Source organism: Variovorax paradoxus (genome assembly GCF_000834655.1).
GTDB lineage: Bacteria > Pseudomonadota > Gammaproteobacteria > Burkholderiales > Burkholderiaceae_C > Variovorax > Variovorax paradoxus_F.
On sequence record NZ_JXQQ01000008.1, the window covers coordinates 13,106 to 29,743 of the forward strand.

The window sequence follows — 16,638 nt, forward strand, 5'->3', positions numbered from 1 at the left end:
GAACTATTCGGGCGATGTTTCGTACTTTCTACACGTCGATATTCGCAGCCCTTAGGGCGTTCTGCTCAATAAACTCGCGCCGCGGCTCCACCTCATCCCCCATCAGCATCGTGAACACGCGATCCGCTTCGATCGCGTCGTCGATCTGCACGCGCAAGAGGCGCCGCACGGCCGGGTCCATGGTGGTTTCCCAGAGCTGCTCGGGGTTCATTTCGCCCAGGCCCTTGTAGCGCTGGCGCGAGGTGGCGCGTTCGGCTTCGCTGATCAGCCACTTCATGGCCTGGCGGAAGTCGTCGACCTTTTCTTCCTTGGCGCGTTCGCCCTCACCGCGCTTGACCACCGCACCTTCGGTGCTCAGGAGGCCGCGGAAGGTGTTGGCCGCTTCGGCCAGCGCCGCGTAGTCGGCGCCGTGCACGAAGTCCTGGGTGAGCACGCTGCTCTTGATGTTGCCGTGGTGGCGGCGGCTGATGCGAAGAAGCGGCTTGTCGGTGCGGGCGTCGAATTCGCTGCTCACCTCGGCGGGGATGCCCGTCGTGTTGAGCTCGCGCAGCTTGGCCTGCAGCGCCACGGCCGAGGCTTCGGCAGCCGGCGTGGTGTCCAGGTCGAGCGCCACGCCGTCGGCGATGGCGCGCAGGGCCTCGGCGTCCATGAAGTTGCGCAGGCGCGCGATCACGGCTTCGGCCACCTGGTGCTTGCGCGCCAGTTCGCCCAGGGTGTCGCCCGAGAGCGTGGTGGAGCCGGCGCCGCCGGTCTCGATGCGCGCGTCTTTCAGCGCCACCTTCAGGAGGAACGCGTCCAGCGCGGGGCCGTCTTTCAGGTACTGCTCTTCCTTGCCGACCTTCACCTTGTAGAGCGGCGGCTGCGCGATGTAGATGTGGCCGCGCTCGACCAGTTCGGGCATCTGACGATAGAAGAACGTGAGCAGCAGCGTACGGATGTGCGCGCCGTCGACGTCGGCGTCGGTCATGATGATGATGCGGTGGTAGCGCAGCTTGGCGACGTTGAAGTCGTCCGCGCCGCCGCCCGAGGTCGTGGCGCCTGCGCGCCCGATGCCGGTGCCCAGCGCAGTGATCATCGTCAGGATTTCGTTGCTGGTGAGCAGCTTCTCGTAGCGCGCCTTCTCCACGTTCAGGATCTTGCCGCGCAGCGGCAGGATGGCCTGGAACTTCCGGTCGCGGCCCTGCTTGGCGGAGCCGCCGGCGGAGTCGCCCTCCACCAGGTAGACCTCGCACAGGGCGGGATCCTTCTCCTGGCAATCGGCCAGCTTGCCCGGCAGGCCCATGCCGTCGAGCACGCCCTTGCGGCGCGTCATTTCGCGGGCCTTGCGGGCGGCTTCGCGGGCGCGGGCCGCTTCGACGATCTTGCCGCAGATGATCTTGGCGTCGTTCGGGCGCTCCTGCAGGTAGTCGGTGAGGAGGCGTCCGACGATGTCTTCCACCGGCGCGCGCACCTCGCTGGACACGAGCTTGTCCTTGGTCTGGCTGGAGAACTTGGGCTCGGGCACCTTCACGCTCAGCACGCAGCACAGGCCTTCGCGCATGTCGTCGCCGGTGACTTCGACCTTCGCCTTCTTGGCGAATTCGTTCTCTTCGATGTACTTGTTGATGACACGGGTCATCGCGGCGCGCAGGCCCGTCAGGTGAGTGCCGCCGTCACGCTGCGGGATGTTGTTGGTGAAGCACAGCACTTGCTCGTTGTAGCCGCTGTTCCACTGCATCGCCACTTCCACGCCGATGTGCGTGCCGGGGATGCCGCCGTAGGTGTCGGCCGGCTTCTCGCCCGCTGCATAGAACGAGTTCGGATGCAGGACGGTCTTGCCCTTGTTGATGAATTCCACGAAGCCGCGCACGCCGCCGGCGCCCGAGAAGTCGTCTTCCTTGCCGGTGCGCTCGTCCAGGAGGCGGATGCGCACGCCGTTGTTCAGGAAGCTCAGCTCGCGCAGGCGCTTGGAGAGGATCTCGTAGTGGAAATCGTTGTTTTCCTTGAAGATTTCCGTGTCGGGCAGGAAGTGCACTTCGGTGCCGCGCTTGTCGGTGTCGCCGATGATCTTCATGGGCGAGACCTCGAAGCCGTTCACGGTTTCGAGCAGGCGGTTCTGCACGAAGCCGCGGCTGAATTCGAGCTCGTGGATCTTGCCTTCGCGCCGCACGATCAGGCGCAGCTTCACGCTCAGCGCGTTCACGCAGGAGACGCCCACGCCGTGCAGGCCGCCCGAGACCTTGTAGCTGTTCTGGTTGAACTTGCCGCCGGCGTGCAGTTCGGTGAGCGCGATTTCGGCGGCCGAGCGCTTGGGCTCGTGCTTGTCGTCCATCTTCACGCCGGTCGGGATGCCGCGGCCGTTGTCGGTCACGGAGATGGAGTTGTCGCTGTGGATGGTGACGACGATGTCGTCGCAATGGCCCGCGAGCGCTTCGTCGATGGAGTTGTCCACCACTTCGAACACCAGGTGGTGCAGGCCCGTGCCGTCGGAGGTGTCGCCGATGTACATGCCGGGGCGCTTGCGCACGGCCTCAAGCCCTTCGAGGATCGTGATCGAGCCTTCGCCGTAGCTGGTGTCGGCCGCGATGGCTTCGGGCGGCACGACCTGGACTTCAGGGGTGTAGACCGGCTCGGTGTGCGGGACTTCAGGCTTGTTTTCTTCTGCACTCATTCGGATATTCCTCTATCTCTCTCACGGCATCGACGTGATTTTTCGGGCTCTCGAGAACTCAATTCACCGCCTCTTGAAAGCGCAAACCCGCGGAGGGCCGCGGGTTGTCTGCGCAAGGCGCTTGTTGTCTGTCTGTTAAATCCGCATCGGCATCACGACGTACTTGAAGGATGCGTTCTCGGGGATGGTCAGTAACGCCGAGCTGTTGGAGTCGGCAAGGTCCAGCTTGACCATGTCCTGGTCCATGTTCGACAGCGCGTCGATCAGGTAGGTGACGTTGAAGCCGATCTCGATGGCGTCGCCGCCGTAGTCGATGTCGAGCTCGTCCTGGGCTTCTTCCTGCTCGGCGTTGTTCGATGCGATGCGCAGCGTGCCCGGCTCGATGTTCAGGCGCACGCCCTTGAACTTCTCGCTCGTCAGGATGGCGGTGCGCTGCAGGCTGGCCAAGAGCGGCGCGCGGCCGAGCGTGACGGTGTTCTTGTGGTTCTTCGGAATCACGCGGTTGTAGTCGGGGAACTTGCCCTCGACCAGCTTGGTGACGAACTCCATGCCGCCGAAGCTGAACTTGGCCTGGTTGTTCGCGAACTGCATCTCGATGGCGCCTTCGGCGTCGGACAGGAGGCGCTGCATTTCGAGCACCGTCTTGCGCGGCAGGATCACTTCCTGGCGCGGCACTTCGACGTCCAGCATGGCCGAGGAGAACGCCAGGCGGTGGCCGTCGGTGGCCACCAGGCTCAGCTGCTTGCCTTCGGCCACGAAGAGGATGCCGTTCAGGTAATAGCGGATGTCATGCACGGCCATCGCGAACGAGACCTGCGAGAGCAGGTCCTTCAGCGTCTTTTGCGGCACGCTGAACACGGGACCGAAATTGGCAGCCTCCTGCACCAGCGGAAAGTCTTCGGCGGGCAGCGACTGCAGCGTGAAGCGGCTCTTGCCGCCCTTGAGCACCAGCTTGCTCGCGCTGGACTCCAGGCTCACGGTCTGGTCGGCCGGCATGGTGCGCAGGATGTCGATGAGCTTGCGCGCGCCAATGGTGGTGGTGAAGTTGCCTTCGTCACCGCCCAGCTCGGCCGTGGTGCGGATCTGGATCTCGAGGTCGCTGGTGGTCAGCTGGAGCTGCCCGCCGGTCTTGCGGATCAGCACGTTCGCCAGGATCGGCAGCGTGTGGCGCCGCTCGACGATGCCCGACACCGACTGCAGCGCTGCAAGAACCTTGTCTTGGGTTGCCTTCAAAACGATCATGTCTTCTTCCTCTTCTCTTATCTCTTTGAATCAGCTTGTAAGACGCCATTCTCCGCTGTCGCGAGGGGCATTCCTGATGACATCCGGCTTCAGCCCTTGAGCGTCTGTTCGAGGACGTGCAGCTGCTGGTTGAGCTCGGTGAGCTGCTGGCGCTCGCCCGAGATCTTGCGCACCGCGTGCAGCACCGTCGTGTGATCGCGCCCGCCGAACAGCTCGCCGATTTCCGGCAGGCTCTTCTGGGTGAGCTCCTTGGCCAGGTACATCGCGATCTGCCGCGGCCGCGCAATGCTGGCCGGGCGTTTCTTGCTGTACATGTCGGCGACCTTGATCTTGTAGTAGTCGGCCACCGTCTTCTGGATATTCTCGACCGAGATCTGGCGATTCTGGATCGACAGCAGGTCGCGCAGCGCCTCGCGCGCCAGGGCGATCGAGATCTCCTTCTGGTTGAAGCGCGAGTAAGCCAGGATCTTGCGCAGCGCCCCTTCGAGCTCGCGCACGTTGGAGCGCACGTTCTTGGCAACGAAGAAAGCCACCTCTTCAGGCATCTCTGCCGATTCGGCGCGCGCCTTGTTGATAAGAATGGCCACGCGCATCTCGAGCTCGGGCGGCTCGATGGCCACCGTGAGTCCCGAATCGAAGCGCGACACCAGGCGCTCGTGGATGTCCGCCAAGCCCTTCGGATAGGTGTCGCTGGTCATCACGATGTGCGACTTCTTGGCGAGCAGGGCTTCGAACGCGTTGAAGAATTCTTCCTGCGTGCGATCCTTGTTGGCGAAGAACTGCACATCGTCGATCAGCAACAGATCCAGCGAGTGGTAGCGCTCCTTGAACTCATCGAAAGTCTTGCGCTGATAGGCTTTGACCACATCCGAGACGAACTGCTCGGCGTGGATGTAGAGAACTTTGGAATCGGGCCGGTCGGCCAGGAGCCGGTTACCCACAGCGTGCATGAGGTGGGTCTTGCCCAGGCCGACGCCGCCGTAGATGAAAAGCGGGTTGTACAGATGGCCCGGCATGCCGGCCACGTGCATCGCGGCGGCGCGCGCCATGCGGTTGGCTGTGCCTTCGACCAGCGTGTCGAAGGTGAGACCCGAATTGAGGCGGTTCTTGAAGCCGGCGGCGGCCGGCTCCTCGCCCGGACCTGCCACGTCGCGCGGCACATCGGTCTCGGTCATCACGGCGACGGGCGCTGAGCGCACGGGCGCTTCGCGAGGAGCAAGCGCTAACTCGACGGCCACTGGCTGGCCGTACATCTTCTCGGCCATGGCGGCGATCTTGCCGGCGTACTGGGCCCGGATCCAGTCGAGCTTGAAACGGTTGGCCACGAACACCGTCATGCGCGAGAGGTCGTCGGCGACCTGCGCTGTCAGGGGCTTGATCCAGGTGTTGAACTGCTGCTCGGACAGCTCCTGCGCGAGCTGGTCGACGCAGGCCTGCCAGAGGCTTTCGCCGATGCCGTCAGTCGACATGGGCGCTTTGAAAAGTGGTGAATCCCTCGGGCATTTCTTGGTATAGGTATTGTGGATATTCTCTGCTGGAAGGCGCCGGGCATTCTAACTTGTCAAAACCTTATCCACACGCTGTGGACGGCTGCGAAAGGCCCGCAAATCCGGTCGAAGATTGTTCCGCGGCCGAATGTTTGCGATAATTGCGGGTTTCCCTGAAAACCTCATTGCGTCTTTCGGGGGCCATCCGAAACTCGCTCCCCAGCGCCCGCTGCTTTTCGCATGCGGAAATCAGGGAATCAGGAACCATCATGAAACGCACATACCAAGCATCCAAAGTCCGCCGCGCCCGTACCCACGGCTTTCTGGTCCGCATGAAGACCCGCGGCGGCCGTGCCGTCATCAACGCACGCCGCGCCAAGGGCCGCAAGCGCCTGGCCGTCTGACGGCAGCCCACCTGCCGTTGCCAGCAGCCGACCCGCCGGCGCCAGCTTCCTCGGCTAGCGCTCACGGCCCGACCGGAAACGACGGACGCGGCTCGGTTTCCATGCAGCGGCTCAAGACCCGCGCGCAATTCCAGGCCGTCCTCGCAGGTGCCACCGTGGCGCGCACTGCTCATTTCGCATTGCATCGCTGTGCGCTCGATCTCGGATCGAGCGCGGCTCCGCTGTTCGCGTCCGACGATGTCTGGCTGGGCGCCATGGTGCCCAAGCGCTGGGCGCGTCGCGCCGTCACGCGCAACGCCATCAAGCGACAGATCTATACCGTGAGCGCCGCATCCGACGTCGGCCTGCCCCGTGCTGCGCACGTGGTGCGGCTGCGGGCGGGGTTCGATCGCAAGGAGTTCGTGAGCGCGTCCTCGGACAAGCTCAAGGGCGCCGTTCGCGCCGAACTCCAGCAATTGCTGGCTCGCGCCGCGCGTTCGCCGGCACCACCTTCTTCCCGCTCCTCCTCATGAAACGCCTGCTGATCGGCCTCGTGAAGGGCTACCGCCTGCTGCTGAGCCCCTGGCTCGGCCAGTCATGCCGCTTCACGCCGACCTGCTCGGTGTATTCGATCGAGGCGCTGGAGGTGCACGGTGCGCTCAAGGGTAGCTACCTCACCCTGCACCGCATCGCGCGCTGCCAGCCCTGGTGTCAGGGCGGGCACGATCCGGTTCCACCGAAATCACCGTGTCGCACTGACAAGTCAGGCTCGCTGTTTTCGTCTCTTCTCTCCTCCGACAAGAAGTCTTCGTCATGAACGATATCCGCCGCACGATCCTGTGGGTGATTTTTGGGTTCTCGCTGGTATTGCTGTGGGACCAATGGCAGGTCTTCAACGGCAACAAGCCGACTTTCCTGCCGTCGAGCAAGCCGGCTGCCGTGGCCACCGCCCCGGCCGGCACCACGCCCGCGGCCATCAACGGCGTGCCGACGGCATCCGGCACCAGCGGCAATGCAGGCGCCGTGCCCACGCAGCCGGCGGCGGTTGCTCCCCGCGAGCAGGTCACCGTGACCACCGACCTGTTCAAGGCCACGATCAACAGCGAAGGCGGCACGGTCAACCACCTGGAGCTGCAGAAGTACGACGAGGCCGATCGCACCAAGCGCGTCGTGCTGTTCGAGAACGGCTCGCCGGCCACGCGCTACGTGGCGCAGACGGGCCTGCTGAACACGATCGATACCGGTGACCGCTTCCCCAACCACCTGACGCCGATGACGGCGAAGGCCGGCCCGCGCGAAATGGCCGACGGCCAGAACACGCTGGAAGTGAGCTTCGAGAGCGCCCCCGTCGGCGGCCTGAAGTACACCAAGACCTACGTCTTCCACCGAGGCGACTACACCATCGGCGTGCGCCACGAGATCGCCAACGTGAGCGACCAGCCGCGCGACGCGCAGCTCTACATGCAGCTCCTGCGCCACGGCACCGTGGCCGCCGGCACGATGTTCGGCACCAACACCTTCACCGGTCCGGCCGCGTACACCAACGAGAAGAAGTTCCACAAGCTCGACTTCAAGGACATCGCCAAGGGCAAGATCGAACCGCCGCCGCCGGCCAACGACGGCTGGATCGCGATGGTGCAGCATTACTTCGTCTCGGCGTGGCTCCTGAAGGGCGACCCGGCCAGCGAGCAGCTGCGCCGCGAGTTCCGCGTGAAGGACCTGGGCGACAACCTGTTCACCGTCGCCATGGTGGCCACGCTGCCCAAGATCGCCCCGGGCACGACGCAGACCGTGAACAGCGCGCTGTTCGCCGGTCCCGAGGAAGAAAAGAAGCTCGAAGCCATCGCCCCGGGCCTGGACCTGGTCAAGGACTACGGCATCTTCGCGATCATCTCCAAGCCGCTGTACTGGCTCCTGAACCAGTTGCACGGGATCATCGGCAACTGGGGCTGGGCGATCGTGGCGCTGGTGGTGCTGCTGAAGGCCGCCTTCTACTGGCTCAACGCCAAGGCCTACGCCAGCATGGCCAAGATGAAGGCCATCAACCCCAAGATCATGGAAATGCGCGAGCGGCTCAAAGACAAGCCGCAAGAGATGCAGCAGGAGATGATGCGAATCTACAAGACCGAGAAGGTCAATCCGATGGGCGGCTGCTTCCCCATCGTGATCCAGATCCCGGTGTTCATCGCGCTCTATTGGGTGCTGCTGTCGTCGGTCGAAATGCGTCACGCACCGTGGATCGGCTGGATCACCGACCTCTCGGCACCGGACCCCTGGTACATCCTGCCGGTCGTGATGACGCTCACCTCGCTGTTCCAGACCTGGCTCAACCCGACGCCGCCCGATCCGATGCAGGCCAAGCTGATGTGGATCATGCCGCTCGCGTTCAGCGTGATGTTCATCTTCTTCCCGGCCGGCCTCGTGCTGTACTGGATCACGAACAACGTGCTGTCGATTGCGCAGCAGTGGTTCATCAACAAGCGGCTTGGCGTGCTGGGCAAGTAAGCCGCACGCACACTGCGCTTCGGCGCCATCGCAAAGGGCCGCATCCGCGGCCCTTTTCCTTTTTGCTGAAAGAATCGCGCCTGCCATGACCTTCGCCCGCACCACCGATCCCATCGTCGCCATCGCCACCGCCTCGGGGCGCGGGGCGGTGGGCATCGTGCGGGTGTCCGGCGCCCAGCTCGCGCCTTTGATCGAGGCGCTCTGCGGGCGGGCGCTCAAGCCGCGCGAGGCGACCTACCTGCCGTTCCGGGATGCCGACGGCGAGCCGGTCGACCACGGGCTGGCGATCCACTTTCCTTCGCCGAACTCCTTCACCGGCGAAGACGTGCTCGAGCTGCAGGCGCATGGCGGCACGGTCGTGCTGCAGCTCCTTCTCGCGCGCTGCCTCGAAGCGGCCGCCGAGGCCGATCCGGTCACCGGGCGCCCGCGTCTTGCGGGCCTGCGCGTGGCGGAGCCCGGCGAGTTCAGCCAGCGCGCCTTCCTCAACGGCAAGATCGATCTGGCGCAGGCCGAGGCCATCGCCGACCTGATCGACGCCAGCACCGAGGCCGCGGCGCGCAGCGCCGGACGTTCGCTCTCGGGCGCGTTCTCGCGCGAGATCCACACGCTGCGCGATGCGCTGATCCACCTGCGCATGCTGGTGGAGGCGACGCTCGATTTCCCGGAAGAGGAAATCGACTTCCTGCAGAAAGCCGATGCGACCGGGCAGCTAACGAAGCTGAAGTCGCAGCTCGCCGCGGTGCAGCAGCGCGCCAAGCAAGGCGCCCTGCTGCGCGAGGGCATCAAGGTCGTCATCGCAGGCCAGCCGAACGCGGGCAAGAGCTCGCTGCTCAACGCCCTGGCCGGCGCCGAGCTGGCCATCGTGAGCGCGGTCGCGGGCACCACGCGCGACGTGGTCTCGCAGACAATCCAGATCCACGGGGTGCCGCTGCACGTGGCCGACACCGCGGGCCTGCGCGAAAGCAGCGACGAGGTCGAACAGATCGGCGTGGCGCGCGCCTGGGGGCAGATCGAAAGCGCCGATGCCGTACTGTTCCTGCACGACCTGACGCGCGCCGACGAGCCGGACTACGCGGCCGCCGACGCCGAGATCCTGCGTGGCCTGCAGGGCAAGCTGCCCGCGAGCGTGCCGGTGCTCGATGTCTGGAACAAGCAGGACGCCGCGCCGGGCGCCGCACCTAGCCAAGGCATCGCGCTCTCGGCGAAGACGGGCCTGGGCATCGAGGCCCTGCGCGACCAGCTGCTGGCGATGGCCGGCTGGCAGTCCGTGCCCGAAGGCGTCTACCTCGCGCGGGCGCGCCATGTGCAGGCGCTCGGCCGGGTCGAGACGCACCTTGCGCTCGCCGCGAGCCACCTCGCGGCGCAGGCCCAGTTGCTCGACCTGCTGGCCGAGGAGCTGCGCCTCGCGCAGAACGCGCTCAACGAGATCACCGGGGAGTTCGGCGCCGACGACCTGCTGGGGGTCATCTTTTCGCGCTTCTGTATCGGGAAATAGCGACACATGGCGACGCGTCGCCCGGCGAAACGTAAACACTTGTAGCCGAAACGCGCGCCCTTCGCGATACTTCGACTCACATGCGGGGGCCGAAAAAAACATGTCCATCCAGAACCTGAGCCGCGCCATCGCGGAAAACACGAGCACCGACGCGTTTGCGTTGACTTTCACCGTCCAGCAATGGGAAACGGTGGCCGGTTACCTGCAGCCCATCGACACCGGCGTGGGCGACGTGCTGATCGAGCAGAACACACCCGACCGCTCGGTGTTCTTCGTCGAGAGCGGCGCCATCAGCGTGCATCGCGTCAGCAGCAAGGAACAGATGCGCCTGGCGGTGCTCACGCCCGGGTCGGTAGTGGGTGAAGGCGCGTTCTTCTCGCGCCAGCCGCACTCTGCCAATGTGGTCGTTACCGGCGCAGGACGGGTCTGGCGCCTGACCGCGATCCGCTTCGCGGAAATGTCGAACCGCCAGCCCAACATGGCGCTGGAGATCGCGATGGCGCTCGGCGGCGTGATCGCCAAGCGCATGGCGCACCGTTCCAAGCGCGTGGCAGTGACCTGACCCGAAGCGTCTACGGCGCACAGCCAGACAGATCAGCAGGCCCCACGCGCAGCAAAGTTTCAGTTCTTTTGGATCCCGAGAGTAGTCAGTAAGTAAGCCATGGCCTCGATCTGCCCGGTCTGCAGCACGGAAAACCGTGACGGCGCGAATTTCTGCAAGAGCTGCGGCACCACGCTGTCGGCGACGGCGACCCGTATTCCTGCTCCCCCCAGTCCCCTCAACCTGAACAGCCAGGCCGACCGCGAGTGGGCCACCACCGCGCCTGCCCAGTTGCGTGCGCCGACGATTCCGGCGCCGCTCTTCGATTTGCCCGAGCCTGCGCCGTCCTCGCGCAGCTTTTTCGGCAGGGCGCCCGCTGCCGCGCCGGGCGATGAGCGCACCGTGATCCTGGCGCCCGGCCAGCCGCCCGCGCCAGCCTCGCCCGCCGGCAGCGAGCGGTCCGAGCGCAAGCGCACGCGGGTCAAGGTGCCCCGCACACCCGAGCCGCCGGAGCCGGCGTTGCGCCAGCGCGGCCTCATGCTGTGGCTGGGCTTGCTCGCGGTCGCGGTGGTGATGGTCGTGGCGGGCTGGTACGGCTACGGCACCCGGAAGTCGGCCGAGCCGGTCGAGGCTCCGCCGCCCCCGGTGGCCGCGCCCGCACCGCCGCCGGCACCTGCGCCTGCCGCTGCGCCGGCAGCCATCGAACCTCCGGCCGCCCAGCCGGAAGCGCCGATCGCTGAAGCCCCGGCCGCAGAAACGGCGCCCGTTGCACCAGCAGCGCCCAAGCCAACCGCCAAGCAGCGCAAGCAGGCGACGGCCACGCCGCCGGCGCCTGTGCCGGAAGCACCGGCGCCCGCCGCCGCACCTGCACCGCCTCCGCCCGGCCCGGCCGCCGCGCCCTCCGATCCGCAGTCTCAGTGCGGCGACCGCAACTTCATCGCCAAGGCCCAGTGCATGGCGGCGCAGTGCGTCAAGCCCGAGTTCAAGGCGCATGCGCAATGCGAAGCGGTGCGGCGCCAGCAGCGGCTCGAAGAAGAAAAGCGCAATCCCACCCTGATCAATTGACTCGCCCCAGGCTGCGCGGCACTTCGTGTCCGCTTCGCCTACCCCCTACCCCGGGGGGCAATACCTGAGGCCCGGCAAAGCCGGCTCCTCGGTATTCACCAACAAAAAGCTAGCCTTTTTGAAGGCGTTCGATGGCGATGGCCAGGGCGGTGGGTTTGCCTGAGAGCACCAGCGTGTCGCCGTCCGTCAGCACGGTCTCGCCGGTGGGCACGCGGGCCTGGCCGTCCTGGCGGCGCAGGGTGGCGACGCGCACGCCCAGCGTGTCGAGCGCCAGTTGCTCCAGGGTGTGGCCGATGGCGCGAGCGCCGGGATTCAGGGTGAAGCTGTTGAGCCGCTCGTGGTCGATCTCGTCGGCGTTGTCGTCGTCGGCGCCGTGGAAGTAGCCGCGCAGCAGGTTGTAGCGTGCGTCGCGCTGGTCCTGCACCACGCGGATCACGCGCCGCATCGGCACGCCGACCAGCGCCAGCGCATGGCTCGCGAGCATCAGCGAACCCTCGATGGCCTCGGGCACCACCTCGGTCGCACCGGCGGCCTGCAGCTTCTCGAGATCGTGGTCGTCCTGCGTGCGCACGATCACCGGCACGTGGGCCGCGTGGGCGCGCGTGTTGGCCAGCACCTTCATCGCGCCGGGCACGTCCAGGTAGGTCACGACCACCGCGCTGGCGCGCGCGAGGCCTGCGGCCATCAGCGCCTGCAGCCGGGCCGCATCGCCGAACACCACCGAGTCGCCGGCGGCGGCGGCCTGGCGGACGCGGTCGGGGTCGAGGTCCAGCGCCATGTACGGAATGCCCTCGCGCTCCAGGATGCGCGCCAGGTTCTGCCCGCAGCGCCCGTAGCCGCAGATGATCACGTGCTTGGCGGTGTTGATGGTCTTGCGCGCGATGCTCGTCATCTGCAGCGACTGCTGCAGCCAGTCGCTGGCCACCAGCTTTCGCACGATGGCGTTGCTGTACATGATGATGAACGGCGTGGCGAGCATCGACAGCACCATCGAGGCCAGCACCGGGTTCGCGAGCCAGGGCGGCAGCAGGCTGCGTTCCTGCGCGAGCGTCAGCAGCACGAAGCCGAATTCGCCGGCCTGCGCGAGGTAGAGGCCGGTGCGCAGCGACACACCCGAGGTCGCGCCCAGCACCCGCGCCAGCACCGTCACCAGCGCCAGCTTGAAGAGCAGCGGCACCAGCAGCAGCACGGCCACCAGCAGCCAGCGGTCGACCACGATGTGCCAGTCCAGCGACATGCCGACCGTGATGAAGAACAGGCCCAGCAGCACGTCGTGGAAGGGGCGGATGTCGGTCTCGACCTGGTGCTTGTATTCGGTCTCGGACACCAGCATGCCAGCAATGAAGGCGCCCAGCGCGAGGCTGAGGCCTGCCAACTCGGTGAGCCACGCGAGCCCCAGCGTGATCAGCAACACGTTCAGGATGAAGAGCTCTTCGCTGCGCCGCCGCGCGACGATGGTGAGCCACCAGCGCATCACGCGCGGGCCGCCGTAGAGCAGCAGGCCGATGAGAAAGGTTGCCTTCACCAGCGCGAGGCCCAGCGCCTTGGCCAGCGCTTCGGGCGGCGCGCCGAGCGCGGGAATCAGCACCAGCAGCGGCACCACGGCCAGGTCCTGGAACAGCAGCACGCCCATCACGCGCTTGCCGTGCTCGCTCTCCAGTTCGAGCCGCTCGGCCATCAGCTTGACCACGATCGCGGTGCTGCTCATGGTGAGCGCGCCGGAGAGCGCCAGTGCCGTCTGCCAGCCCAGGCGCCAGGCCGGCGGCAACTGCGTGGCGATGACCAGGGCGCCGGCCGTGGCGATCGCCATCGTGAGCAGCACCTGCAAGAGGCCGAGCCCGAACACGTGCTTGCGCATCGCCCTCAGCTTGGGCAGGCTGAATTCGAGGCCGATCACGAACATCAGGAACACCACGCCGAACTCGCCCAGGTGCCGGATGCCCTCGGAGTTCTGCGCCAATGCGAACGCATGCGGCCCGATCAGCACGCCCGCCGAGAGATACCCCAGCATCGGCGGCAGCTTGAGCGACCGGCAGACGACGACGCCGATCACAGCGGCGAGCAAATACAACAGCGTGAGATCGAACGAAGACATGGGTGCGGATGCTAGAGCAATGTCCGTGCCCCGGGCTTCCCCGGGGCAAGCCGGCTTGCGACATTGGGTGGCCCGTAAAATCCGCGAATGAGTTCCCGCCCCGCCCCGGCCCCCGTGGTCGACCCCGAAGCCATCCTCGCTCGGGCACGCCTGACCTTCGACATCGAAGCCGAGGCCGTCCTCGGACTGAAGGACCGCGTCGGCCCCAGCTTCGTCGAGGCCGTGCGCAAGATCCTGGAGGTGCGCGGCCGCGTGGTCGTGATGGGCATGGGCAAGAGCGGCCACGTCGGCCGCAAGATCGCCGCCACCCTCGCCTCCACCGGCACGCCGGCGATGTTCGTGCACCCGGCCGAGGCCAGCCATGGCGACCTGGGCATGATCAAGGCGGTCGACCTGGTGCTGGCCATCTCCAACAGCGGCGAGGTCCAGGAACTTACGGTGATCCTCCCCGTGGTCAAGCGCCAGGGCGTGCCGCTGATTGCCATGACCGGACGCGCCGATTCGACGCTCGGGCGCCATGCCGACATCGTGCTCGACGCGGGCGTCTCCAAGGAAGCCTGCCCCCTCAACCTCGCCCCCACCGCCAGCACCACCGCCCAGATGGCGATGGGCGATGCGCTGGCCGTGGCGCTGCTCGACGCGCGCGGCTTCGGCTCCGAGGATTTCGCACGCTCGCATCCCGGCGGCGCGCTGGGGCGCAAGCTGCTCACGCATGTGAGCGACGTGATGCGCTCGGACGCCGAGGTGCCGCGCGTCGCGCCCACCGCCACATTGAGCGAGCTGATGCGCGAGATGAGCTCCAAGGGGCTCGGCGCCACCGCTGTGGTCGATGCCGAGGGCCGTGCGATCGGCATCTTCACCGACGGCGACCTGCGCCGGAAGGTCGAGACCGGCGCCGACCTGCGCGCCCTGACCGCCGCCGACGTCATGCACCCCGGCCCGCGCACGCTGCGCGCCGACGCACTCGCCGTCGAGGCGGCGGAGCTGATGGAAAACCACCGCATCACCAGCGTGCTGGTGGTCGACGCGGCGGGCCTGCTGATCGGCGCGCTGAGCATCAACGACCTGATGCGCGCGAAAGTCATCTGATGCCGCTCGCGTTCCAGGCCGAAACATTGCTCGCCGCGCAGGATGTCCGCATCGTCTTCTTCGACATCGACGGCGTGCTGACCGACGGCGGCGTCTACTTCACCGAACACGGCGAAACCCTCAAGCGATTCAGCATCCTGGATGGCTACGGCCTCAAGCTGCTGAAGTTGGCAGGCATCGTGCCGGCCGTGATCACCGGACGCGACTCCAAGCCGCTGCGCGTGCGGCTCGAGGCGCTGGGCATCGAACACGTGCGCTACGGCACCGAAGACAAGCTCCCTGCCGCCGAAACCATGCTCGAGCAGCTCGGCTTCACCTGGGCGCAGGCCGCGGCCATCGGCGACGACTGGCCCGACCTGCCGGTGCTCACGCGCGTGGGCTTTGCCGCGGCGCCGGCCAATGCGCACATCGAAGTGCGCGGCATCGCGCGCTACGTCACCCAGGCGCGCGGCGGTGAAGGCGCGGCGCGCGAATTCTGCGACCTGCTGCTCACGGCTTGCGGCCAGTACCGGCACCTGCTCGACGCCGCGCGAGGCTCGAAGCCATGAACAACCTGAAGAGCGCATGGGGCCTGGTGCGCGACGTGCTCGACCGCACGACGATCTACCTGCCGATCATCCTGACGGCGGCTGTGGCGCTGGGCACCTACTGGCTGGTGCGCAACGCGCCCAAGCTGCTGGAGCCCACCGCCAAGACGGCGCCCACGCACGAGCCCGACTACTTCATGCGCGACTTCGTGATCAAGAACTTCCTGCCCAACGGCGACCTGCGCAGCGAGTTGCACGGCAAGGAAGGCCGGCACTACCCGGACACCGACACAGTCGAAGTCGACGATGTGAACATGCGTTCCGTATCGCCGCAGGGCTACACGACACGCTCGACGGCCAATCGAGGGATCTCGAATTCGGACGGCAGCGAGATCCAGCTGTTCGGCAACGCGGTCGTCATTCGCGATCCTTCGGTGGGCGCGAACGGCAAGCCGACGCCGCGCCTGGAGTTCCGCGGCGAATTCCTGCATGCCTTCCTCGACACCGAGCGCGTGACCTCGAACAAGCCGGTTACGCTGATCCGCGGCACCGACCAGTTCACCGCCGACAACCTCGACTACGACAACCTGAGCGGCGTGGCCAACCTGACCGGCCGTGTGCGCGGGCTGCTGGTGCCGTCGGCGGCCGCAGCCGCCGGCAGCGGCAAGAAGCCGCGCTGAAGAAGGCACCCATCCACGCATGACCACCACCTCCCCGCTCGTCTTCATCACCGGTGCGTCGAGCGGCATCGGCCAGGCGCTGGCTTCGAGCTTCTATGACGCGGGCTATCGGCTGGCTTTGGTGGCGCGGCGCACGGCCGAGATCGAGTCGTGGGCAAACGGACGTCGACTGGACGCGAGCCGCTATCGGATCTTCAGCGCGGACGTGTCCCAGACCGACAGCATCGTCGCGGCCGGCGCCGCCTGCATCGAGCACCAGGGGCTGCCCGATGTGGTGATCGCCAACGCCGGCATCAGCGTCGGCGTCGATACCGCGGAGCGCGAGGACATCGACGTGATGGCGCGCGTCTTCGCGACCAACAACGTGGGGCTGATGGCCACCTTCCACCCGTTCGTGGCGGCAATGCGGCAGCGCGGCAGCGGGCGGCTGGTCGGCATCGCGAGCGTCGCGGCCATCCGCGGGCTGCCGGGGCACGGCGCCTATTGCGCGAGCAAGGCGGGCGTGGTCGCGTACTGCGAAAGCCTGCGCGGCGAGTTGCACAAGAGCGGCGTCAAGGTCGTCACGCTCTGCCCAGGTTACATCGACACGCCGCTCACGCATGGCAATCGCTACGGCATGCCTTTTCTCATGAAGGCCGAGGACTTTGCCGACCAGGCGCTGCGCGACATCGAGGCCGGCACCAGCTATCGGGTGATTCCGTGGCAGATGGGCGTGATCGCCAAGATCATGCGCATGCTGCCGAACGCGCTGCTCGACCGTGTCGTGCAGGGCCGTGGGCGCAAGAAGCGCAGCGGCGAAAGCTGAGCCAGTCCGGCGATCCCCCAATGAAAAAGGCTCCCGAGGGAGCCTTTTGTCTTTGTATGCGTTGGGGTTCGCAG

15 protein-coding genes are annotated in these 16,638 nt (G+C 66.5%); 11 read left to right on the forward strand and 4 right to left on the reverse strand.

Going from position 1 to position 16,638, the window contains the following annotated elements; genetic code table 11:
• Positions 1-28 precede the first annotated feature (28 nt).
• From gyrB to dnaA, 3 genes are all read right to left on the reverse strand, one after another.
• A complete protein-coding gene (gene gyrB / locus RT97_RS02660; protein ID WP_042577247.1) occupies positions 29-2,650 on the reverse strand; it encodes a DNA topoisomerase (ATP-hydrolyzing) subunit B in 2,622 nt (873 codons plus the stop codon).
• 135 nt (positions 2,651-2,785) lie between these two features.
• Positions 2,786-3,892 carry a DNA polymerase III subunit beta gene (gene dnaN, locus RT97_RS02665; protein ID WP_013538472.1) on the reverse strand — a complete coding sequence of 369 codons (1,107 nt, stop codon included), beginning with the start codon at positions 3,890-3,892 and terminating at the stop codon, positions 2,786-2,788.
• Between the two features lie 89 nt (positions 3,893-3,981).
• On the reverse strand, positions 3,982-5,361 hold the full coding sequence (gene dnaA / locus RT97_RS02670) for a chromosomal replication initiator protein DnaA (RefSeq protein ID WP_042577248.1): 1,380 nt from the start codon (positions 5,359-5,361) through the stop codon (positions 3,982-3,984).
• Between the two features lie 287 nt (positions 5,362-5,648).
• Between dnaA and rpmH the strand changes: the two genes are divergently transcribed.
• The 7 genes from rpmH to RT97_RS02705 all read left to right on the forward strand — a co-directional run bounded on the left by rpmH (position 5,649) and on the right by RT97_RS02705 (position 11,368).
• A complete protein-coding gene (gene rpmH, locus RT97_RS02675; RefSeq protein ID WP_007834827.1) occupies positions 5,649-5,783 on the forward strand; it encodes a 50S ribosomal protein L34 in 135 nt (44 codons plus the stop codon).
• Positions 5,784-5,884: 101 nt separating this feature from the next.
• Complete coding sequence (locus tag RT97_RS02680; RefSeq protein WP_042577249.1) at positions 5,885-6,295, forward strand: ribonuclease P protein component; 411 nt, start codon at positions 5,885-5,887, stop codon at positions 6,293-6,295.
• Complete coding sequence (gene yidD / locus RT97_RS02685) at positions 6,292-6,579, forward strand: membrane protein insertion efficiency factor YidD (RefSeq protein ID WP_013544365.1); 288 nt, start codon at positions 6,292-6,294, stop codon at positions 6,577-6,579. The genes RT97_RS02680 and yidD overlap by 4 nt, the downstream gene beginning before the upstream one ends.
• A complete protein-coding gene (yidC, locus tag RT97_RS02690; RefSeq protein ID WP_042577250.1) occupies positions 6,576-8,267 on the forward strand; it encodes a membrane protein insertase YidC in 1,692 nt (563 codons plus the stop codon). The genes yidD and yidC overlap by 4 nt, the downstream gene beginning before the upstream one ends.
• A gap of 85 nt (positions 8,268-8,352) precedes the next feature.
• Positions 8,353-9,762 (forward strand): tRNA uridine-5-carboxymethylaminomethyl(34) synthesis GTPase MnmE, encoded by a 1,410-nt coding sequence (gene mnmE / locus RT97_RS02695; protein ID WP_042577251.1) that lies wholly within the window; start codon positions 8,353-8,355, stop codon positions 9,760-9,762.
• Between the two features lie 100 nt (positions 9,763-9,862).
• Positions 9,863-10,324 carry a Crp/Fnr family transcriptional regulator gene (locus RT97_RS02700; RefSeq protein ID WP_042577252.1) on the forward strand — a complete coding sequence of 154 codons (462 nt, stop codon included), beginning with the start codon at positions 9,863-9,865 and terminating at the stop codon, positions 10,322-10,324.
• 99 nt (positions 10,325-10,423) lie between these two features.
• Positions 10,424-11,368 (forward strand): zinc ribbon domain-containing protein, encoded by a 945-nt coding sequence (locus RT97_RS02705; protein ID WP_042577253.1) that lies wholly within the window; start codon positions 10,424-10,426, stop codon positions 11,366-11,368.
• A gap of 109 nt (positions 11,369-11,477) precedes the next feature.
• Here RT97_RS02705 and RT97_RS02710 read toward each other — a convergent pair whose 3' ends face one another.
• Positions 11,478-13,463: a monovalent cation:proton antiporter family protein gene (locus RT97_RS02710; RefSeq protein ID WP_042577254.1), complete on the reverse strand. Its 1,986-nt coding sequence runs from the start codon at positions 13,461-13,463 to the stop codon at positions 11,478-11,480.
• 87 nt (positions 13,464-13,550) lie between these two features.
• Here RT97_RS02710 and RT97_RS02715 point away from each other — a divergent pair, with 87 nt between their 5' ends.
• From RT97_RS02715 to RT97_RS02730, 4 genes are read left to right on the forward strand one after another with little or no spacing between them, the layout of a single operon-like run.
• Positions 13,551-14,552, forward strand: a complete 1,002-nt coding sequence (locus RT97_RS02715) for a KpsF/GutQ family sugar-phosphate isomerase (protein WP_042577255.1) — start codon at positions 13,551-13,553, stop codon at positions 14,550-14,552.
• Positions 14,552-15,100 carry a KdsC family phosphatase gene (locus tag RT97_RS02720; RefSeq protein WP_042577256.1) on the forward strand — a complete coding sequence of 183 codons (549 nt, stop codon included), beginning with the start codon at positions 14,552-14,554 and terminating at the stop codon, positions 15,098-15,100. The genes RT97_RS02715 and RT97_RS02720 overlap by 1 nt, the downstream gene beginning before the upstream one ends.
• Positions 15,097-15,759 carry an LPS export ABC transporter periplasmic protein LptC gene (gene lptC, locus RT97_RS02725; protein WP_042577257.1) on the forward strand — a complete coding sequence of 221 codons (663 nt, stop codon included), beginning with the start codon at positions 15,097-15,099 and terminating at the stop codon, positions 15,757-15,759. The genes RT97_RS02720 and lptC overlap by 4 nt, the downstream gene beginning before the upstream one ends.
• A 19-nt stretch (positions 15,760-15,778) precedes the next feature.
• Complete coding sequence (locus tag RT97_RS02730; protein ID WP_042577258.1) at positions 15,779-16,564, forward strand: SDR family oxidoreductase; 786 nt, start codon at positions 15,779-15,781, stop codon at positions 16,562-16,564.
• Positions 16,565-16,638 lie beyond the last annotated feature (74 nt).